Annotated in this window: 17 protein-coding genes; 1 reads left to right on the top strand and 16 read right to left on the bottom strand. The window is 43.7% G+C overall.

Annotated features, from left to right (window positions below; translation table 11 throughout):
- Positions 1 to 2: 2 nt before the first annotated feature.
- The 3 genes from mutT to secM all read right to left on the bottom strand — a co-directional run bounded on the left by mutT (position 3) and on the right by secM (position 3,789).
- Positions 3 to 392, bottom strand: coding sequence for an 8-oxo-dGTP diphosphatase MutT (gene mutT / locus JI723_RS06370; protein ID WP_070925276.1), 390 nt, complete (start codon positions 390 to 392; stop codon positions 3 to 5).
- A gap of 62 nt (positions 393 to 454) precedes the next feature.
- On the bottom strand, positions 455 to 3,166 hold the full coding sequence (secA, locus tag JI723_RS06365) for a preprotein translocase subunit SecA (protein ID WP_070925275.1): 2,712 nt from the start codon (positions 3,164 to 3,166) through the stop codon (positions 455 to 457).
- Positions 3,167 to 3,261: 95 nt separating this feature from the next.
- Complete coding sequence (secM, locus tag JI723_RS06360; protein ID WP_070925274.1) at positions 3,262 to 3,789, bottom strand: secA translation cis-regulator SecM; 528 nt, start codon at positions 3,787 to 3,789, stop codon at positions 3,262 to 3,264.
- A gap of 234 nt (positions 3,790 to 4,023) precedes the next feature.
- Here secM and JI723_RS06355 point away from each other — a divergent pair, with 234 nt between their 5' ends.
- On the top strand, positions 4,024 to 4,545 hold the full coding sequence (locus tag JI723_RS06355; protein ID WP_070925273.1) for a DUF721 domain-containing protein: 522 nt from the start codon (positions 4,024 to 4,026) through the stop codon (positions 4,543 to 4,545).
- A 76-nt stretch (positions 4,546 to 4,621) separates the two neighbouring features.
- Here JI723_RS06355 and lpxC read toward each other — a convergent pair whose 3' ends face one another.
- The 13 genes from lpxC to ftsI form a co-directional block, all read right to left on the bottom strand.
- Entirely contained in the window at positions 4,622 to 5,539 is a 918-nt protein-coding gene (gene lpxC / locus JI723_RS06350) for a UDP-3-O-acyl-N-acetylglucosamine deacetylase (protein ID WP_070925272.1), read from the bottom strand.
- A gap of 99 nt (positions 5,540 to 5,638) precedes the next feature.
- Positions 5,639 to 6,817, bottom strand: coding sequence for a cell division protein FtsZ (gene ftsZ, locus JI723_RS06345; protein WP_070925271.1), 1,179 nt, complete (start codon positions 6,815 to 6,817; stop codon positions 5,639 to 5,641).
- 56 nt (positions 6,818 to 6,873) lie between these two features.
- Positions 6,874 to 8,130, bottom strand: a complete 1,257-nt coding sequence (gene ftsA / locus JI723_RS06340; protein WP_008910356.1) for a cell division protein FtsA — start codon at positions 8,128 to 8,130, stop codon at positions 6,874 to 6,876.
- 36 nt (positions 8,131 to 8,166) lie between these two features.
- Positions 8,167 to 8,979: a cell division protein FtsQ gene (ftsQ, locus tag JI723_RS06335; RefSeq protein WP_337979848.1), complete on the bottom strand. Its 813-nt coding sequence runs from the start codon at positions 8,977 to 8,979 to the stop codon at positions 8,167 to 8,169.
- A 1-nt stretch (position 8,980) separates the two neighbouring features.
- Positions 8,981 to 9,901 (bottom strand): D-alanine--D-alanine ligase, encoded by a 921-nt coding sequence (locus JI723_RS06330; RefSeq protein ID WP_319066236.1) that lies wholly within the window; start codon positions 9,899 to 9,901, stop codon positions 8,981 to 8,983.
- 3 nt (positions 9,902 to 9,904) lie between these two features.
- Positions 9,905 to 11,323 carry a UDP-N-acetylmuramate--L-alanine ligase gene (gene murC, locus JI723_RS06325; protein WP_306803362.1) on the bottom strand — a complete coding sequence of 473 codons (1,419 nt, stop codon included), beginning with the start codon at positions 11,321 to 11,323 and terminating at the stop codon, positions 9,905 to 9,907.
- Between the two features lie 94 nt (positions 11,324 to 11,417).
- On the bottom strand, positions 11,418 to 12,509 hold the full coding sequence (gene murG / locus JI723_RS06320) for an undecaprenyldiphospho-muramoylpentapeptide beta-N-acetylglucosaminyltransferase (protein ID WP_337979847.1): 1,092 nt from the start codon (positions 12,507 to 12,509) through the stop codon (positions 11,418 to 11,420).
- Positions 12,506 to 13,699 carry a cell division protein FtsW gene (gene ftsW / locus JI723_RS06315; RefSeq protein WP_140181797.1) on the bottom strand — a complete coding sequence of 398 codons (1,194 nt, stop codon included), beginning with the start codon at positions 13,697 to 13,699 and terminating at the stop codon, positions 12,506 to 12,508. Before ftsW ends, murG begins: the two co-directional genes overlap by 4 nt.
- Positions 13,699 to 15,024 (bottom strand): UDP-N-acetylmuramoyl-L-alanine--D-glutamate ligase, encoded by a 1,326-nt coding sequence (murD, locus tag JI723_RS06310; protein WP_140181795.1) that lies wholly within the window; start codon positions 15,022 to 15,024, stop codon positions 13,699 to 13,701. The genes ftsW and murD overlap by 1 nt, the downstream gene beginning before the upstream one ends.
- Position 15,025: 1 nt before the next feature.
- Positions 15,026 to 16,108: a phospho-N-acetylmuramoyl-pentapeptide-transferase gene (mraY, locus tag JI723_RS06305; RefSeq protein WP_070925265.1), complete on the bottom strand. Its 1,083-nt coding sequence runs from the start codon at positions 16,106 to 16,108 to the stop codon at positions 15,026 to 15,028.
- Positions 16,102 to 17,475, bottom strand: coding sequence for a UDP-N-acetylmuramoyl-tripeptide--D-alanyl-D-alanine ligase (gene murF, locus JI723_RS06300; protein WP_337979846.1), 1,374 nt, complete (start codon positions 17,473 to 17,475; stop codon positions 16,102 to 16,104). Before murF ends, mraY begins: the two co-directional genes overlap by 7 nt.
- Positions 17,472 to 18,959: a UDP-N-acetylmuramoyl-L-alanyl-D-glutamate--2,6-diaminopimelate ligase gene (gene murE / locus JI723_RS06295; RefSeq protein ID WP_319066239.1), complete on the bottom strand. Its 1,488-nt coding sequence runs from the start codon at positions 18,957 to 18,959 to the stop codon at positions 17,472 to 17,474. Before murE ends, murF begins: the two co-directional genes overlap by 4 nt.
- The gene (gene ftsI, locus JI723_RS06290) at positions 18,946 to 20,712 is read right to left on the bottom strand and encodes a peptidoglycan glycosyltransferase FtsI (protein ID WP_070925262.1); all 1,767 of its coding nucleotides are present in this window, start codon (positions 20,710 to 20,712) and stop codon (positions 18,946 to 18,948) included. Before ftsI ends, murE begins: the two co-directional genes overlap by 14 nt.
- Between the last annotated feature and the right edge of the window lie 8 nt (positions 20,713 to 20,720).

Here is a 20,720-nt window from a genome sequence, read left to right as displayed (position 1 = left end):
GATTACTTCAGCATTTCGACAATCACTCGATTAGCTGGAGGGAATTCATCAGCAACTAAATCTTTTTGATCAACCCAACGTCCCTTCTGTCCTTCTTTTCCATACGGCTCATTTTTCCAACATGAGACCATATAAAAATAGAGTGTCACACAGCGCTCATCAAATTCATGTTCCACACAATGAAATAACTCACATTCAGTGACAATAATACCCACTTCTTCTTCCAATTCACGGATCAACGCGTCTTCAGGTTGTTCGCCTTTTTCGAGCTTTCCACCGGGAAATTCCCAATAGCCAGCCATATGCGTACCACTTGGGCGCTCAGTAATAAATATCTGTTGGTCATTATTACGAATGATCCCAGCAGCGATATATAAGTGTTTTTTTTCCATAATTTTTTCGTTAAAAAGGCGGGTTACCCCGCCTTGGATTTATCTATTAGTCATTTAATAAATTAATTTAAGCGACCGTGGCATTGCTTGTATTTTTTTCCTGAACCACAAGGGCATGGGTCGTTACGACCAATCTTATGGCCTTGTGTGGCAATTTGCGCTTCAGCTTCAGACATCAGTGATTCAGCACTTGCTTCATGGCTAAGATGTTGTTTTTTCGCTAAACGTTCTGCTTCTTCTTTACGTTGTTGCTCTAATGCTTCAACTTCTTCAGGTAAACGAACTTGAACTTTAGATAACGTGCTAATCACTTCATATTTCAGTGATTCCAGCATATTTGCAAACATATTGAACGATTCGCGCTTATACTCTTGTTTTGGATCTTTTTGCGCGTAACCACGTAAGTGGATACCTTGGCGTAAATAGTCCATAGAAGCCAAATGTTCTTTCCACAGGGTATCTAACGTTTGTAGCATGACACCTTTTTCAAAATTACGCATCATTTCAACGCCAACAATTTCCTCTTTGCGTTGATACACTTCAACCGCTTTTTCCATAATACGTTCACGTAACGTTTCTTCGTGCAATTCAGGCTCTTTATCTAACCATTCTTTAATTGGTAAATCTAAATCAAAGTCGTTAATTAGACGTTTTTGCAAACCTTCAATATCCCACATTTCTTCTAAAGATTGTGGCGGAATGTATGCATCAATTGTTGTTGTGAATACATCTTCACGAATACTCTCGACAGTTTCTTGAATATCACCACCATCAAGTAGCTCATTACGCTGCGTGTAAATTGCGCGACGTTGGTCACTCGCAACATCATCGTATTCAAGTAATTGTTTACGAATATCAAAGTTACGGTTTTCAACTTTACGTTGTGCGTTTGCAATCGCCTTAGTTACCCATGGGTGCTCAATAGCCTCGCCTGGTTTCATTCCCAATTTACGCATCATACCGGTTACACGATCTGATGCAAAAATACGCATTAGCGCATCTTCCATTGATAGGTAGAAACGGGAAGAACCAGCATCCCCTTGACGCCCCGCACGACCACGTAACTGGTTATCAATACGACGCGATTCATGACGCTCTGTACCAATGATATGCAAACCACCCGCTGCCAGAACAGCATCATGGCGAATTTTCCATTGAGCTTTGATTTCATCAATTTGTTCTTGGGTTGGCTCTTCTAAAGCAGCAACTTCAGTTTGCCAGCTTCCCCCTAACATGATATCGGTACCACGACCCGCCATGTTAGTTGCAATGGTAACGGCACTTGCTTGACCTGCGTTTGCGATAATATCAGCTTCCATAGCATGGAATTTTGCGTTCAAGACATTATGGGCAATCTTGGCTTTTTTCAGCGCATTAGAAATTAATTCAGATTTTTCGATTGAAATTGTACCGACCAAAACAGGCTGGCCATTCGCCGTTCTTTCACGAATATCTTCAATAATTGCATCAAATTTATCTGCTTCAGTCATATAAACTAAATCAGGTAAATCTTTACGCACCATTGGACGGTTGGTTGGGATAACAATGGTATCCAGTTTATAGATAGAACTAAACTCAAATGCCTCGGTATCAGCCGTCCCGGTCATACCCGCTAGTTTTTCATATAAGCGGAAATAGTTTTGGAAGGTGATTGAAGCCAATGTTTGGTTTTCATTTTGGATTTCAACGCCTTCTTTCGCTTCAACTGCCTGATGCAGACCATCAGACCAGCGGCGACCTTCCATTGTACGACCAGTATGTTCATCGACAATGATAACTTGACCATCTTTAACGATATAGTCAACATCCAAGGTAAATAGTGCATGGGCACGAAGACCCGCCATCACATGGTGCATCAACATGATATTAGAAGGTGAATACAGTGACTCGCCCTCTTCCATTAAGCCTTCATCAGATAGCAGTTTTTCAATCAATACCAGCCCACGTTCAGTCAGTGTGACTTGACGTGATTTTTCATCAACAGAGAAGTGACCTTCGCCTTGGAAAGTATCGGAGTCTTCTTTCTCTTGACGCTCTAATTTAGGAATGATTTTATCAACTTTTTTATACAGCTCAGAGCTGTCTTCAGCTGGACCTGAAATGATCAGAGGAGTACGTGCTTCATCGATAAGAATTGAGTCGACCTCATCCACCAATGCATAGTGAAGTTTACGTTGAACACGCTCTTCAGGACTAAATGCCATGTTGTCACGTAAATAGTCAAAACCAAATTCGTTGTTTGTACCATAAGTGATATCAGCAGCGTAAGCTTCACGCTTCAGACCAGCAGGCATACCCGGTAGGTTAATACCGACTGTCAGCCCTAAGAATTCGAACAATGGACGGTTGTTTTCTGCGTCACGTTTCGCCAAGTAGTCGTTGACGGTGACAACGTGAACCCCTTTACCTGTTAAGCCGTTTAGGTATGCAGGCAGTGTTGCCGTTAATGTTTTACCTTCACCAGTACGCATTTCAGCGATACAACGTTCGTTCAGTACCATACCACCTATTAGCTGAACATCGAAATGGCGCATACCGAAAACACGTTTACTTGCTTCACGTACTGTCGCAAATGCTTCAGGTATGATGCTTTCAAGACTTTCATTTTTGCTTAAACGCTCGCGAAACTCTTGCGTTTTGGCTTTCAGTTCATCGTCCGTCAGTTTTTCAAACTCAGGCTCAAGACGGTTGATATTTTCAACCTCTTTGCGTAAACGGCGCAAAGTACGATCGTTGCGGCTACCAAAAACTTTGGTTAATAGTTTTGTTAACATAATTCTTTATTCTCAGTTAGTTATTAAATGATCACATCATTTATTTTGAACGAAAAACAGTTCACCTAATAAAGGCGTAGTAATAACAATAATAATTAACTGAAAATGGGTCCGGCACGGATCCCGTGAACTTGCGCAACCCACATCGCAGGTTGAAATGAAATAAATAGAGGATAGATATAATAATTTGATTGAGAGGCGATTTCGCCCCATTGCAATGATCGTTGTGCCAACATAGCATACAACGTATCAAGCATAATTTGTGGTGCTAGCTGTAAGCCTTTTTGTTCGTCTTGCTGGCTCGCATCATCATCTTCAGTGGCTGAAAATGCAAAGGTCAATTGCCTGATCACATTTCTAACGGCATGTTGCTGCCAATAATTCACCGAATAAGAAGAGGATGATGAGGAGCGCTGAGGGTTTTGCTGAGCAAATAAGTTATCAAATGCATTAACCGCTTGATTTTGGCGATTAACAGAAGATGAATTGAATTGTGTTTGTTGCCCATCAGATAAAGCATTCAAAATCGCAGGCATGCCAATACCTGTAGCCACAACCCCTAATAAGAGGTGAGACCAAAAGTATCGTCTACCAAATTGTCGCCAAAGATTTAGAATACCCATCAAAGTCTTAAATTATTTTCTGTTATACTCATCATGCTACAAACTGCTAAGATTTGCGCTAAGGTAGTTAACTACCTTCATTGGTACTAGTCGCAGTGTTTTCTATGGACGCTTAGCCGTAACTTGGATCATTTAGAGTATACACTGTATTTATATATTATCGTTTTATAGTACACATATCATATCGCACTTGTCGTACTAGAGCACTGAACTACCCATTAGCTGGAGCTAGAAATGAGAGATAGTCACCCACAAGAGCTATTTGATGCACTTGAAGAGTCGCTCGCTAAAACGAGCAGCCCTTTAAAAACTATTCAACGTACTGCACAAGCTATCAATAAGCTAAATCAAGCTGTAAAAGGCTTATTACCCAGCGAACTAAAGCCTATGTGCCGCGTTGCAAATTATCGTAATTGCATATTGGTTATCGAAGTTGCTAACGCAAGTTGGATGACCCGTTTGAATTATGAAAAACTTCATCTGATTTCTGCATTACGAAACTCTATTCTACCATCTTTATCTTCTATAGACATCAGGATCAACCCAGTTCTAATGCGAAAAAAGGTTGAAAATAGCTCACTGAATAATCAAACAGTTAAAACTCATCAAGTTCCGAACAATCGAAAGATAAGTACAGAGACGGCTAAACATCTATTACGCTTGGCTGAGAATAGTTCGAAGGGGTTAAAAGAGAGATTAGAGCGGCTGGCTGCACTGGCCGGAGAGAGTACCAGTACAACCAACAGAAAAGGCTAACACCAATCTAGTGGTAGCTGCACAACTATTATTTACAAACCTAATTAATACGCTATTTAGTTAAGCGTAAACAGTATTAAGCGTAAACAGTTGAAGGTGCTTTGAATGCCACTGGCAATTCAGCTTCATCTTCAAATGTGACCAGATCCCAAGCTGACTCTTTTGCAAGTACCGCTTGTAGAAGTTTATTGTTCAATGCATGGCCAGATTTGTACGCAGTAAACGCACCAATAATATTGTGCCCACACATGAACAGGTCACCGATAGCATCGAGTGTCTTGTGACGAACGAATTCATCTTCAAAACGTAAACCATCTTCGTTGAGAACACGATAGTCATCAACTACGATAGCACAATCGAAACTACCGCCTAAGCATAAGCCTTTGGATTGCAGATATTCGATATCACGCATAAAGCCAAATGTACGTGCACGGCTAATTTGACTAACAAACGCTTCAGCAGAAAAATCAATTTTATAACGCTGAGTGCTGCTATCAATAGCTGGGTGATTAAAATCGATAGTAAAATCAAGGCTAAAACCATTATATGGCGTGAATTCAGCCCACTTATCACCATCTTCTACACGCACTTTTTCTTTAATACGTAAGAATTTCTTCGCACAATTGATTTCTTCAATACCAGCATCCAGTAATAAGAAAACAAACGGTGCTGCACTGCCATCCATAATCGGGATTTCAGGCGCATTGACTTCAATAACAATGTTATCGATACCTAATCCTGCCAAAGCAGCATTCAGATGCTCGACGGTCGAAATACGCACGTTATCTTCATTGACTAAACAAGTACATAACATGGTATCGCGGACAGACTTAGCATCAGCCGGAAAATCAACCGGAGGATTTAGGTCAGTACGACGGTAGATGACCCCGGTGTTGGCCGCCGCTGGACGCAGAGTAAGCGTGACTTTTTTGCCGGTATGTAAACCAACACCAGTCGCTTCAACTATACGTTTAAGTGTCCTTTGTTTGATCATCGTTTTTTTCTCGCAATGTTATCCGTCCTGCTGATCATCATACTTGATAATCAGCAGGAAAGTTTAGCACAAAAAGCGGAGAAACCAATATAATTAAAATTAATCGGCCTGTTTACGCAAAAACGCAGGAATATCCAAATAATCGGGTTCCTTATTAGTTTGCGTATTTTGGTCATTCACCGCTTTTGCAGCAGCAGGCTTCTCTTCAGTCAATGAAGACATTGACGGCATAGAAGACATGCTATTTTGCATTTGCTGGTAGCGCTGTTCCATTGATGCTTGCTGAGACATCTTGTTGTTAACAAGGGTAATTTCAGGACGTTTATCCATACCAATACCCGTTGCAACGACAGTCACTCGCAGCTCTTCATTCATTTCTGGGTCAAGTGATGTACCAATCACGACTGTCGCATTATCAGAAGCGAATGCACGGATAGTGTTACCTACCGTTTCAAACTCATCCAAACGCAGGTCGAAACCAGCTGTAATGTTGACCAGAACGCCACGAGCGCCAGACAGATCGATATCTTCGAGAAGTGGACTTGAAATAGCCATTTCAGCCGCTTCTTCGGCACGATCTTCACCGCGTGCAACGCCAGAGCCCATCATAGCGTAGCCCATTTCTGACATTACAGTACGTACGTCAGCAAAGTCGACGTTCATCAGACCAGGGCGTGTGATCAGCTCTGCAATACCTTGAACAGCACCTTTTAGTACATCGTTTGCTGCACCAAAAGCATCCAGTAATGAGATACCGCGACCCAATACTTTTAGTAGTTTGTCATTTGGAATAGTAATTAATGAGTCAACATGTTTTGATAACTCAGTAATGCCTGATTCCGCGAATGCCATACGTTTTTTGCCTTCAAAATTGAAAGGCTTAGTCACGACAGCAACAGTTAGGATACCCAGTTCTTTAGCAACTTCAGCAACCACTGGAGCCGCACCTGTACCCGTACCACCGCCCATACCCGCTGCGATAAAGACCATGTCTGCACCATCAAGTGCATTACGTAACGCTTCACGATCTTCTTCAGCGGCATTGCGGCCAACTTCAGGGTTGGCACCTGCGCCAAGACCTTTAGTGATACCAGTACCAATCTGGATGGTTTGTCCGACTGCGGTTTTACGCAGTGCTTGTGCATCCGTGTTGACGGCGAAGAACTCAACGCCTTCAATACGCTCACGCACCATGTGTTCAACGGCATTTCCGCCGCCGCCACCAACGCCGATGACTTTAATCACCGCATCGTTGGTTAGCTCCATTGGTTCAAACATAATGTCTCTCCGTTTTGTGCTTACTTCGAAGCTAATAATATGCTTCTGAATAAAAATTAAAATTCTTTTCTCAGCCAACCGGTAATTTTACTAAACCACCCTTTAACTGAAGCACGTTTTTCCGTTTCGGTATCATCGCCAAGATGGCTTTCTTTACCGTAATGCAGAAGCCCAACCGCAGTTGAATAGTATGGCTCCTGAGCATAATCCGTTAAGCCTGTAATATTGAGTGGAGTCCCGATCCTAACTTGTGTATGGAACACTTTTTGAGCACATTCAACGAGCCCGTCGATTTGTGCAGCGCCCCCAGTAAGAACGATCCCCGCGGCTAAATGGTGTTTGACACCTTGTTGCCTTAACTGTTCCTGTAAATTTAAAATTTCTTCATTTACTAGGTTTAACAGCTCTGTATAACGCGGCTCGATAACCTCTGCTAAAGTTTGACGTTGCAAACTTCTCGGTGGCCGTCCACCCACGCTAGGTACTTCAACTGTTTCATCTTTACTCACTATCGAGCCGACAGCACAGCCATGACGAACTTTGATTGCTTCGGCATCACTTGGTGGTGTACCGAAAGCGTAGGCAATATCGCTTGTTACAACATTACCTGCATAAGGGATCACTTTGGTATGACGTAATGCACCACCTGTGTATACTGCCATATCCATGGTCCCGCCACCGATATCAACCACACAAACGCCAAGCTCGCGTTCATCTTCGGTCAGTACAGAATAACTTGCAGCAAGACCGGCAAAAATCAGTTGGTCGACTTTCAACCCACAACGTTCTACCGCTTTCACAATATTTTTCGCCATATCGTTATGGCAAGTAATCAAGTGAACTTTCGCTTGCATACGCACACCTGAAAGACCAACAGGGTTCTTAATACCTTCTTGGTAATCAATCGCGAACTCTTGTGGGATCACATGAAGAATTCGATGTTCGTCACGAACCCTGACTGATTTAGCGGTATGAACAACACTGTCTACGTCTTCTTGTGTCACTTCTTCTTCTGAAACTGGTACCATACCAATTTCGTTTTGGCAGCTAACATGCTTACCTGACAAGGCAAGATACACTGAAGAAATTTGGCAATCTGCCATCAACTCAGCCTGATCAATCGCCCTTTGCACGCATTTAACCACTGACTCTAAGTCGTTAACGCCACCTTTGTCCATGCCACGAGATGGACAGCTTCCCACCCCGATAATATTCACCATACCATCGGGCAGAATTTCGCCTACAAGGGCCGACACCTTGGAAGTCCCAATTTCAAGGCCTACAACTAATTTTCTGTCCGTCGTTTTGATCATTTGCTTCTGCCTAGTCTGAGTTATTAGCAATATTAATTATTGTAACTCCAGTGGTGCATCCACTAGCAGTGGTGCCCACCCCACCGCAGCGCCACTGGTATAACGTAAATCAACATAGTCGACACGTTTATCTGTGGTTTGCTGCAACAGCGGATAAAGTTCAAGAAAACGATTTAACCGCCCAATTACATCTTTTTTACCGAGTTCAATACGAACATCGTTATCTAAAATAAGCTGCCAAGCATGCCGTGCTGTCATCGAGACTGATTTTAATTTTAAATTTTGCTCTGCAAGTATTCTTTTAAATTCAAGGTACTCTTTTAGCACTTCTTTTTGGCTACCTTGCGGGCCATATAGCAAGGCATAATCACCTTTATTACTTTCACTGGCAGGAAGACTAAATACTCGCCCTTCCTTGTCAACCATTGTTTGGTCATTCCAACGTGCATAAGGCACATATTCGACTAAATGGATCTTTAATTCGTCAGGCCACTGCTTACGTACTGTAACTTGGCGTATCCATGGCATCGCACTAATCTGATTTTGAATCGCATTCACATCAACCGTCATAAATGTTCCCGGTTGCCCCAATGATAATATTGCCTTCCTAACATCATCATTGGTTGTATAGTAGCGCTCCCCCGTTAATACCAGTTTCGACATCGGCAGTCTGTCAGCATCTTTCATCCAGTTCATGACGGTCCAGCCACTCCAAATGATTGTGCCAACAACCATTAAGAAGAAAATCAACCCACCAAGAAACGCACCATTACTTGGTCCTGAATTTGGGTCATTACTGTCATCATTATGCTGTTTATGATGCCTAACATTTAACGCTGCCTGTGACATATCAGTTAGCCAATTCCAAAATACGTACTACCAACTGCGAAAAATCGATCCCTGCTTGACGCGCGGCCATCGGTACTAAGCTATGGCTAGTCATGCCTGGAGAGGTATTCACCTCCAATAAATAAAACTGACCATCGCTATCTTGCATCACGTCTACTCGCCCCCAGCCCTCGCAACCAACCGCTTGATAAGCGCGCATCGCTAACTGTGACAAATCTGCTTCTAACTCATCGTTCAAGCCACTCGGACAAAAGTATTGTGTTTCGTCAGACAGATATTTAGCTTCGTAATCGTAAAAGATCCCCGGCGGTTGAATACGAATTGATGGTAGAGCCTGCTCGCCCAATATTGCGACGGTATATTCAGGACCACTTAACCATTTTTCTATCAACACCGTTTCATCGAAACGAAACGCCAATTCCAAAGCTGCTGATAAATCATCCAAACTGTCCACTTTGCTCATACCTACACTTGACCCTTCCAAGCTCGGTTTGACAATAAGTGGTAGTCCGAGATGTCCCACAAATTCTTCAATTTGTAACTTTGTTAGTGAATTAAATTCAGTTTTGTTTAAAGAAACGTAAGGTGATACCGATAAACCTGCGCCTTCCCATAATTGCTTGGTTCTTAATTTATCCATACTCAAGGCGGAAGCCATCACACCGCTCCCCGTATAAGGAAGTTCTAAAAACTCAAGTAACCCTTGGATAGTACCGTCTTCGCCACCACGTCCATGCAATGCAATAAAGATTTTATCAAACCCTGCTTCTTTTAACGTTACAGCAGGGAAATCTTTAGTATCAATCGCATGTGCATCAATACCTGCTTCACGCAGCCCTTTAACGACCGCAGTTCCTGATTGCAGAGAAACTTCACGTTCAGCAGAGGTGCCGCCAAATAAAACTGCAATTTTCTCGGCCATAAATTACTCCTCTACCATTGGTGGCTGTAATTTAGTTTCTGCAAGATTGCGCGCTATTTTACCTATATTCCCAGCACCTTGGACTAGAATTAAATCATTTGGTTCAAGTACTTGAGATAAAATTTGTGCAACTTGCTCAGGCTCTGCCACATAAATTGGATCAATTTGGCCACGACCACGGATAGTACGACATAATGAACGGCTATCTGCACCCGGCACAGGTTTTTCCCCTGCTGGATAAACTTCTAACATCAGTAATACATCAACCTGATTAAGTACATGAGCAAAATCATCATACAGATCACGGGTACGTGAGTAGCGATGTGGTTGAAATACCATGACGATACGCTTGTCTGGCCACCCAGCTCTTGCTGCTTTGATTGTGGCATCAACTTCTGTTGGGTGGTGACCATAATCATCCACCAACATCACTTCACCCTCTTTACTGTTTACATGACGAAGTGAATAGTTACCAAGAAAATCAAAACGGCGCCCAGTACCTTGGAACTCAACTAGTGCAGATAGTATATGCTGATCATCGATACCTTCTTCCGTTGCAACGGCAACCGCAGCCGTTGCATTTAATGCATTATGACGCCCCGGTGCATTCAGCACCACCGTCAGCTCAGGCATATTCTCACGCGCAATAGTAAAGAAACCTTGATTACCTTTTTGTTCATATTTAACGATACGCACATCTGCATCTTCACTAAAACCATACGTTGTCACATAGCGACTAACGCGTGGTAATAATGAACGGATCACCGGATCATCAATACACATCACTGCACGGCCATAAAATGGCAAGTTATGCAGAAAGTTAATGAAGGTATCTTTCAAAGTTTCGAAGTTACCTTGATAAGTGTCCATGTGATCCGCTTCAATATTCGTCACCACCGCAACCAGTGGCTGCAAATGTAAAAATGAAGCATCACTTTCATCAGCCTCAGCGATTAAATAGCGGCTGCTACCTAAACGTGCGTGAGTACCCGCTGATTTTACTAAACCACCATTAACAAATGTAGGATCTAAGCCTGCTTGTGCATAAATTCCTGAAATCATAGCAGTAGTAGTGGTTTTTCCATGAGTGCCTGCGACAGCAATTCCATGACGGTAACGCATCAGTTCAGCCAACATTTCAGCACGGCGAATAACAGGAATACGCAGTTCATGAGCGGCTTGAATTTCAGGGTTTTCCGCTGAAATTGCTGTTGAAACCACAACCACACTGGCGTTTTCAACATTCTCAGGGCGATGATTAAAATAGATTGTTGCCCCTAAAGAAGTCAGCTGCTGTGTGACCGCGTTTGGCGCTAAATCAGAACCGCTAATTTGATAACCTTCATTTGCCAACACTTCGGCGATACCACCCATGCCAGCACCACCGATACCGACAAAATGGATGTGCCTGACTCTTCTCATTTCCGGCACTGATGTTCTTAATTTCGCCAACTGTTGTGTATTCACTATATGTCTTCGCTTCTATTAATTCTGTACCAATACCACTTACCGATGATTACTTCGCCACTTCACAGATCACGGCAGCTACGCGCTCAGTTGCATCTGTGATTGCACATTCTCGGGCTTTTTTGGCCATCGACAACAATTCTTTTCTATCCCATTGGTCTAACAGAGTAGCCACGCTATCTGCTGTAAACTCGGGCTGTTCAAGTATTTTGGCCGCACCCGCTTTTTCGAGTGGTAGTGCGTTCCAATACTGCTGACGGTCTTTGTGCTGAAAAGGAACAAAAATTGCGGGTAAACCCGCCGCTGCAATTTCACTGACCGTCAATGCGCCTGAACGACATATAACGATGTCTGCCCATGCGTAAGCTTGAGCCATATCATCGATAAACTCAGTCACTTTATATTCGGAATTAACTGAATACTCGGAATTAACTGGATTTTTTAGGCTTTCATTATACAACGCTTCTGTAGATTCCTTACTTCCTTTTCCTGCTTGATGCCATATATTTAACTGTTTGCTTACTTTTCCAGCAACTTTAGGCATCACTTGATTCAAAATACGAGCACCCTGGCTTCCTCCTACTACAAGCACGCGTATTTGGTCGTCGCGATCTGATAATCGTGCTTCTGGTAGAGGGAGTGCTAACACATCTTTTCGAACCGGGTTTCCAACAACAGGCGCGTTAGGAAATGCACCAGGAAATGCTTGCAATACACGTTTCGCTATCTTGGATAACCATTTATTGGTTAACCCTGCGATACCATTTTGTTCATGCAGAACAACCGGAACACCGGATAACCATGCGGCAATACCGCCCGGCCCAGAAACATATCCCCCCATACCTAATACAGCATCAGGTTGATATTGCTTAATAATTGCTTTGGCTTGGCATACAGCTTTGCAGATCCGCCAAGGTGCCGCAGCCAATGCCATAACACCTTTACCTCTCAGCCCTGAAATACGGATAAACTCTATCTCAATGCCATGTTGTGGCACTAATGTAGCTTCCATACGATCGGCAGTGCCTAACCAGCGAATTTCCCAGCCTTGAGTCTGCAAATAATGCGCCACAGCTAATCCGGGAAACACATGTCCCCCAGTGCCACCAGCCATGACTAATAATCTTTTTGCTCGACTCATTTAACACTCCTTACAAACGCCTGTGCTTTTTCCAGACGTGTTTCAAAATCCACACGCAATAAAACAGCGATAGCGGCAGACATGACTAATAAACTGGAACCACCATAACTGATCAATGGCAATGTTAGCCCTTTCGTTGGCAACATACCGGCCGCTGCTCCCACATTCACCAGCGCCTGAAAGGTAAACCAAATCCCTATAGAGCAAGCTAAATAGCCAGCAAAGAACTGTTTTGCTAACAAAGCACGGCGGCCTATCATCATCGCTCTAAATGCCAACATAAACACCATAAGCAGAACCAGTACTACACCGACGTAGCCTAACTCTTCCGCGAGTACGGAGAAAATAAAGTCAGTATGTGCTTCAGGTAAATATTCCAATTTTTGGACTGAGTTACCTAAACCTTGGCCTAATACTTCACCGCGACCAAACGCCATCAAAGACTGTGTTAACTGATAACCACTACCAAACGGATCTTCCCATGGGTTCAAAAATGAAGTCACTCGACGTAAGCGATATGGCTCAAACCAAATCAACGCCAAAACCCCCACTACGCAAGCCGCAATACCAATAATAAATGGTGCTAATCTTGCTCCCGCGAGGAATAACAAACCTAGTGTGGTAACTACCAGCACGATAACGGTACCTAAATCGGGCTGTAGTAATAACAATGAAGCCATAATGATCAGAATACACATGGGTTTGACAAAACCAAGGAAGCGCGTCCTGACTTCTTCTGACTTTCTCACTAAGTAACTAGATACATAGCAAAACAGCGCAAATTTAGAGATTTCTGCTGGCTGAATTTTAACAATTCCAATGTCAATCCACCGTGAGGCACCATTCACTGAGCTACCTGCAACCAGCACAACGGCTAACATCGCTAAAGCAAACATCAATAACGCAAAGCTGTATTTTTCCCATGTCGCCATCGACACTTTCATCACACCTAGCGCTAAAATGAAAGCGACCACTAAATAAATAACATCACGCTTTGCGAAGTAAAACGGATCTTCAGTGAGCCGCTGACCAACTGGCATTGAAGCGGATGTCACCATCACAAAACCAATCGCAGCGAGACCGAATGCTAACCATACTAGAGTACGATCATACAGTGTAGAGCCTGCAATAACGCCGCTCTTCTCACCGATAACCCAATTTTTTAAGCGCATCGCACCCGGTATAGTCATCAGCCTAGCTCCTTCGCCAACTCAGCAAAAATAGCACCACGTTGCTCAAAGTTTTTAAACTGATCGATACTGGCACAAGCAGGCGAAAGTAAAACCATATCGCCAGCTTTGAGCTGCGGAGCCAAGTAACGCATACTTTGTTCCATGGTCTCAGTAAGTACTGACTTATTCGGCTCTAATTCAGCCAACTGTTTACCATCACGGCCAAAGCAATACAAACGCACGTTGTCTTGCGCTAAATAAGGCTTTAATGGGGAGAAATCAGCTGATTTCCCATCCCCGCCCAGTAACAAATGCAGTGTGCCATCAACTTTTAAACCATTAAGAGCAGCTTCAGTACTACCTACATTGGTTGCCTTCGAATCATTTATCCAGCGGACACCATTATTCAGTAATACCAGTTGAAAACGATGAACTAGACCCGCATAGTTTTTCAATACTCGCAAGCTAGCATCACGATCAACGCCTGCGATATCCGCTAATGCAAGAGCTGCCAACGCATTGGTATAATTGTGCTGCCCTGTTAAATGCATTTCATCAACATTGAGCAGTGTTTGACCTTTGGCAACTAATGTACGACGCAGTGAATCAAAGTAATAATCGCCATTATCAACACCGAAGCTAGTCCAAGTGTTGCTGTTACCCTCAGTAGGTAGAGTTAATGGATCTTGTGCATTCACTACACAATGTTGTGCATTATGATAAATACGCAATTTAGCTTCACGATATTGTGCCAGCCCCAAAGGATAACGATCCATATGGTCTTCAGTGACATTCAATACTGTTGCAGCCAGCGCTTGCAGACTGGATGTCGTTTCCAATTGGAAGCTAGACAGTTCTAATACATACAGTTGATGACCCTGATTAAGCAATGACAACGCAGGGATACCAATATTACCACCAACGCCAACAGAGATAGCCGCAGCCGTCGCCATTTCGCCCACTAAAGAGGTCACCGTACTTTTGCCATTAGAACCCGTAATCGCAATAATGGGGGCATCCGCTTCACGGCAGAACAGCTCTATATCACCAACAATTTCGATTCCATTATTGGCCGCTTGTTGCAATTCAGGGGTTGCTAATGCGATACCAGGGCTGGCAACAATTAAATCAGATTCTTGTAACCACTGATTATTTAAACCACCACGATGACACTCAACATTTTCAGGTAATTGTTCAACACCTGGAGGGACAGCACGGGTATCCATCACACGCGGGATAACGCCTTGTGATAGGAAAAAGTGCACACAGGATAGGCCCGTAAGGCCTAATCCGATAATGGTCACTTTTTTACCCTGATACTGTTTGCCCTGCGAATGACCCATTTTAACGTACCTTTAATGTTGCTAGACCAATAAGTACTAGCATCAAAGAAATAATCCAGAAACGCACAATAACACGTGGTTCAGGCCAACCTTTCAACTCATAATGATGGTGAATTGGTGCCATACGAAATATACGTTGGCCGCGCAATTTAAAAGAGCCTACTTGTAGAATGACCGATAAGGTTTCAACGACAAATACCCCACCCATGATCACTAATAAGAACTCTTGACGCAGTAAAACGGCTATCGTACCTAAAGCGCCACCCAATGCCAGTGAACCAACATCGCCCATAAACACTTGTGCAGGATAGGTATTAAACCAAAGGAAACCGAGCCCAGCCCCAACAATCGCGGTACACACAATCACGAGCTCACCCGCATGAGGTAAAAATGGTATATGTAAGTAACTCGCAAAATTGACGTTACCGGTTGCCCATGCCACTAGCGCAAAACCAGCAGCAACAAATACCGTTGGCATAATCGCTAAACCGTCGAGACCATCGGTTAGGTTCACGGCATTACTGGTTCCAACAATAACGAAGTAAGCCAGTAAGATATAAAGTACGCCTAGCTGTGGCATGACATCTTTAAAGAATGGCACAACTAGCTGTGTTGCCGGCGTATCATTACCAACCGCATACATTGAAAATGCGACGACTAAGGCGATGACGGATTGCCAAAAGTATTTCCATCGAGCAATCAAACCACGGCTATTTTTACGTACTACTTTTAAATAGTCGTCAGCAAAGCCCACTAAACCGTAGCCAACAAGTACCAACAGTACACACCAAACATAAGGGTTATCTAAACGTGCCCACAGTAATACTGAAATACTGATTGAAAACAGGATCAGGATCCCCCCCATAGTTGGGGTACCACGCTTGCTGAAGTGAGACTCAGGCCCCACATCACGTACAACTTGTCCAATCTGCATTTTTTGTAAATAGGCAATTAAACGAGGTCCCATCCACAACGCAATAGCAAGTGCTGTCAGCAAACCGACAATGGCTCTAAACGTCAAATAAGAGAAGACGTTAAAGACAGAAAAATGATGCACCAATATTTCGGCAAGCCAAACTAACATGCAAAGCACTCCTTCAATGCATTCACAACATCTTCCATGGCGGAGCTGCGTGAACCTTTAACTAAAATAGAAACAACCTCATTCTGCTGAACTAGCGGAATTAGTCGGGTTAATAAATCTTTTTTGAATGCAAAGTGCTCACCACATTCACTGGACTGACTGATCAACTCACTCAACGTACCAACGGTCAGTACTTTATCCAGACCTGCATTTTTTGCTGCTATGCCTACACGTTGATGGCAATCTTGTGCATAATCACCGAGTTCGCCCATATCCCCTGCCACCAAAATGCGATAGCCGGGCATTTTAGCCAAAACATTAATTGCTGCAATCATTGAGCCATCATTTGCGTTATATGTGTCATCTAAAACAACTTTCATATCGCTTAGCTGTACCGGATATAAACGGCCCGGCACGGCTTTTGTCGTTGCTAAGCCACGACGAATATCCTCTAACGTTGCGCCTACTGAAATTGCCAAAGCACTCGCAGCCAAAACGTTAGCAATATTATGCATCCCCGGTAAAGGCAAGCTGATTGCCACCTGCCCAACGGGTGTATGTAACATGAAATTCGTAGTTAACTGCTTTATCTCAATATCCGATGGATAAAAATCAGCTTTATCCTGTGCAGTTAATGAGTAATACCAAACGGTTTGGCGCGGCTGAAACTGCCATTTATCAGAACAGCTATCAAGGTTAACAATCGCTGTACCTTCTTCAGGAATACCTTGATAAATTTCACCTTTTGCACGAGCAACGCCTTCTGGTGAACCAAACCCAGCTAAATGTGCAGCAAATAAGTTATTAACCAAAGCGGTCTGTGGCTTGACAATATTCGTGGTATACGCGATTTCGTTTGGATGATTAGCGCCCATTTCAATCACAGCGTAATCATATTCATTGGTGAGTCTAAATAATGTTAGAGGAACACCGATATCATTGTTCAAATTCCCCGCGGTATACAGTGTGTTACCGCGAGTAGAAAGAATCGATGCGGTCATTTCTTTCACTGAAGTTTTACCAGAAGAACCGGTTAGACCAACGATTTTCGCTCGGCTTTGTTGACGAACCCAAGCGGCAAGCTGCCCCATCGCAAGACGGGTGTCATCTACAACCACTTGTGGACAGTCAACATCCAATTCACGGTCAACTAATAATGCAACTGCACCGCCTTCAACCACTGATTCGACAAAATCATGCGCATCGAAACGCTCGCCTTTTAATGCAATAAATAGGCAACCTGAGTCTATTTTACGGCTGTCGGTACTGACTGCATTTAAGGCTAATGTTGATGCATCAAGCCCTTCAATGCGACATAAATGCCCAGAAGTCACATCTGCAAGTTGAGTTAGCGTTAAAGGGATCATGCTAGCACCCCCAATAATCGAGCGACAGTAAGGCGATCTGAATAATCTAAACGGCGATGACCAATGATTTGGTAATCTTCATGCCCTTTACCCGCAATCACAATGACGTCGTCAACATTCGCTTGCATGATACTGCTAGTGACTGCTTCGGCACGGCCAGGGATCGCCAATACACGGCTAGAGTCTAGAATACCCGCCATGATATCGTTAATAATATTCATCGGTTCTTCACTGCGAGGGTTGTCATCAGTGATCACCACTTTGTCAGCCCACTCTTCTGCCGCTGCTCCCATTAACGGGCGCTTGCCTTTATCACGATCACCACCACAACCAAACACGCACCATAGTTGCCCTTTACAATGTAAACGCGCTGCGGCTAACGCTTTTTCTAAAGCATCTGGCGTGTGGGCATAGTCAACAACCACTGTAGGTTTGTTCGGTGCACTGAACACCTCCATTCTCCCACAAACAGGCGATAATGAAGTGGCGGCATTTAATAGTTGGTCTAATGGGTAATCCATCATTAGCAATGTCGCCATGGCTAAAAGCAAGTTACTAACATTAAATGCGCCCATTAGTGGGCTTTCTAGTACTCCATCACCCCATGATGATGTGAAGTTGATCGTTGCACCACTATCATGATATTCAACGGCGGTTGTTTGTAGCCAAGGGCCTTGCCACTGTGATGGAATACATTGTTCCATTGATACGGCGCAAGCTTGTGGTAAACGTTGTAGCCATTTCAGGCCAACTTCATCATCTGCATTAATAATTTGTGCTTTGGTTTGATGAGTGGAAAACAATAACCATTTAGCTGCTTCATAGTTTTCCATATCACCATGATAATCTAAGTGATCACGGCTTAAGTTAGTGAAGACCGCCGCATCGAAAGGCAATGCGGCGACTCTGCCTTGGATCAAACCATGTGAAGAGACTTCCATCGCGGTCAAAGTTGCCTGATGTTTTAACAGCTGTGTCAATTCAACTTGAATATCTACTGCTGAGCCAGTGGTATTTTCACTTGGAGCAACCTGCCCTAACAAGCCATTACCTACCGTCCCCATGACCGCGCTAGTTTCACCTAACCCTTGCGCCCATTGGGCAATTAATTGCGTCGTCGTGGTTTTACCATTTGTTCCTGTCACGCCTACGAGCTTCATTCTAGCTGCTGGGTGCTGGTAAAACTCACCGGCTAATGCAGAAAGTCGGTTATTTAAGTCATTGAGGTAAACAACCGGAACGCCATGTACATAACGTATTTCGCCTTCAGCGGCTTCTCCCGCAGCTTCAGCAATCACCGCAGCAACACCTTGTGCGATGGCTTGGGAAATATAATGTCGACCATCTGATTGATGGCCTTTAATAGCAATAAACAGATCTCCAGCCGCTGCTTTACGGCTGTCTAAAGTCATCTCACGTAATGAGATGTTTGCTGTGCTTACGCCAAATGGCGAAAGAAGATCACAAAGATTACGATCTGCCACTTTTAACCTCTTTTTTATTAATGACTATGTCGTTTTTCTCATCCGGCTGTAATGCGTCGGGCTCTATGTTCATCATGCGTAATACGCCTCCCATGATTGAACCAAATACTGGTGCAGATACTGCACCACCGTAATATTTACCCGCGTTAGGCTCATTGATAAGAACGACAAGGGCATAGCGAGGATTACTCGCAGGGGCGACACCAGCGGTATAAGCAATATATTTCTCTACGTAACGCCCCTCAGGACCCACTTTTTTCGCTGTTCCTGTTTTAATCGCAATACGATAGCCTTTGATTGCCGCTCGTGTTCCACCACCACCAGGCAAAGCAACACTTTCCATCATGTGTACTACGGTACGCATCGTTTGCTCTGGGAACACTCGTGTTCCCGGCACTGGAGGATCAACTTTAGTGATAGATAATGGACGGTAAATTCCAAAACTACCGATTGTTGCATAGGCACGGACTAATTGTAGTGGTGTGACCATTTGTCCATACCCAAAAGAAAAGGTGGCCCTATCTAAATCAGACCACCGTGTTTTTTTACTTGGAAAGATGCCACTACTTTCCCCGACTAACCCCAGATTAGTCGGCTTGCCAAACCCAAAGCGGCTATACACATCCACCAGCTCTGTAGCAGGCATCGCTAACGCCAGTTTTGAAACACCAACGTTACTCGACTTCTGTAAAATACCGGTAATAGATAACTCTGCATAACGAGCAACGTCCTTGATTTCATGGCCGCTGATCCGATATGGATAAGTATTCAATACCGTATTTTCTTTGATAATACGATTATTCAGTGCACTCATTACGACTAACGGTTTTACCGTTGAGCCTGGTTCGAAAATGTCGGTGATCGCCCGATTACGCATTGCATCCATCGGCGTGCCCGCTAAGTTATTCGGGTTATAGGATGGACTATTTGCCATCGCTAAAATTTCACCGGTGTGCACATCCACTAAAATCGCTACACCAGACTCTGCTTTGTTTTCTTGAACACCTTTAGTCAACTCACGATAAACGATAGATTGGATCCGTTCATCGATACTCAATACTAGGTTGTGTGCTGCTTGGCTATCTACTGATGAAACGGTTTCGATCACGCGACCATTACGATCTTTACGAACAGTTCGCTCACCGGGAGAGCCTTTTAACCAGCGTTCAAAACTTTTTTCAACGCCCTCAATGCCTTCACCATCAATATTTGTTACGCCAATTAAATGCGCAGTCACGGGCCCTGAAGGGTAATAACGGCGTGACTCTTTGCGTAAGTAAATACCGGGCACTTTCAATTTAGAAATATATTCACCAATTGATGGGTTCACTTGGCGAGCAAGATACACAAAACGGCCTTTTGGATTAGCCGATATTTTTGCAGTAATTTGTTCTAGAGGGATTTCCAGCGCATCAGCCAGTGCTTTCCAGTGCTCATTATTGCTAACGCCCCCTTTCTCAAACACCACTTTCGGATCCGCCCAGATAGCGTTTACAGGAACACTAACGGCTAATTGTCGCCCTTCTCTATCACTGATCATACCGCGAGCTGTCGATACTTCCTGAACCCGCAGTGAGCGCATATCGCCCTCTTTTACTAATTTTTCTGGCGCGATAATTTGTAAATAGGCAACACGCACCAGTAGCCCAGCTAAAGCTAATAAAATGCAGCCACACAGCAAAGCAAAACGCCAGCTGACAAAGCTGGTATTTTCTTCCTGTTTCTTATTTTTAGCTGACTTCGGTGCTTTCATTAGTCACG

This window comes from Providencia manganoxydans (genome assembly GCF_016618195.1).
Classification (GTDB): Bacteria; Pseudomonadota; Gammaproteobacteria; order Enterobacterales; family Enterobacteriaceae; genus Providencia; species Providencia manganoxydans.
The sequence above is the reverse complement of the archived record's forward strand: the minus strand, read 5'-3'. Positions and strand labels throughout refer to the sequence as shown.

Excerpts from the sequence above, each read along its gene's own strand:
- mutT (WP_070925276.1), bottom strand. The coding sequence starts at position 392 with ATGGAAAAAAAACACTTATATATCGCTGCTGGGATCATTCGTAATAAT.
- secA (WP_070925275.1), bottom strand. The coding sequence starts at position 3,166 with ATGTTAACAAAACTATTAACCAAAGTTTTTGGTAGCCGCAACGATCGT.
- secM (WP_070925274.1), bottom strand. The coding sequence starts at position 3,789 with ATGGGTATTCTAAATCTTTGGCGACAATTTGGTAGACGATACTTTTGG.
- JI723_RS06355 (WP_070925273.1), top strand. The coding sequence starts at position 4,024 with ATGAGAGATAGTCACCCACAAGAGCTATTTGATGCACTTGAAGAGTCG.
- lpxC (WP_070925272.1), bottom strand. The coding sequence starts at position 5,539 with ATGATCAAACAAAGGACACTTAAACGTATAGTTGAAGCGACTGGTGTT.
- ftsZ (WP_070925271.1), bottom strand. The coding sequence starts at position 6,817 with ATGTTTGAACCAATGGAGCTAACCAACGATGCGGTGATTAAAGTCATC.
- ftsA (WP_008910356.1), bottom strand. The coding sequence starts at position 8,130 with ATGATCAAAACGACGGACAGAAAATTAGTTGTAGGCCTTGAAATTGGG.
- ftsQ (WP_337979848.1), bottom strand. The coding sequence starts at position 8,979 with ATGTCACAGGCAGCGTTAAATGTTAGGCATCATAAACAGCATAATGAT.
- JI723_RS06330 (WP_319066236.1), bottom strand. The coding sequence starts at position 9,901 with ATGGCCGAGAAAATTGCAGTTTTATTTGGCGGCACCTCTGCTGAACGT.
- murC (WP_306803362.1), bottom strand. The coding sequence starts at position 11,323 with ATGAGAAGAGTCAGGCACATCCATTTTGTCGGTATCGGTGGTGCTGGC.
- murG (WP_337979847.1), bottom strand. The coding sequence starts at position 12,509 with ATGAGTCGAGCAAAAAGATTATTAGTCATGGCTGGTGGCACTGGGGGA.
- ftsW (WP_140181797.1), bottom strand. The coding sequence starts at position 13,699 with ATGACTATACCGGGTGCGATGCGCTTAAAAAATTGGGTTATCGGTGAG.
- murD (WP_140181795.1), bottom strand. The coding sequence starts at position 15,024 with ATGGGTCATTCGCAGGGCAAACAGTATCAGGGTAAAAAAGTGACCATT.
- mraY (WP_070925265.1), bottom strand. The coding sequence starts at position 16,108 with ATGTTAGTTTGGCTTGCCGAAATATTGGTGCATCATTTTTCTGTCTTT.
- murF (WP_337979846.1), bottom strand. The coding sequence starts at position 17,475 with ATGATCCCTTTAACGCTAACTCAACTTGCAGATGTGACTTCTGGGCAT.
- ftsI (WP_070925262.1), bottom strand. The coding sequence starts at position 20,712 with ATGAAAGCACCGAAGTCAGCTAAAAATAAGAAACAGGAAGAAAATACC.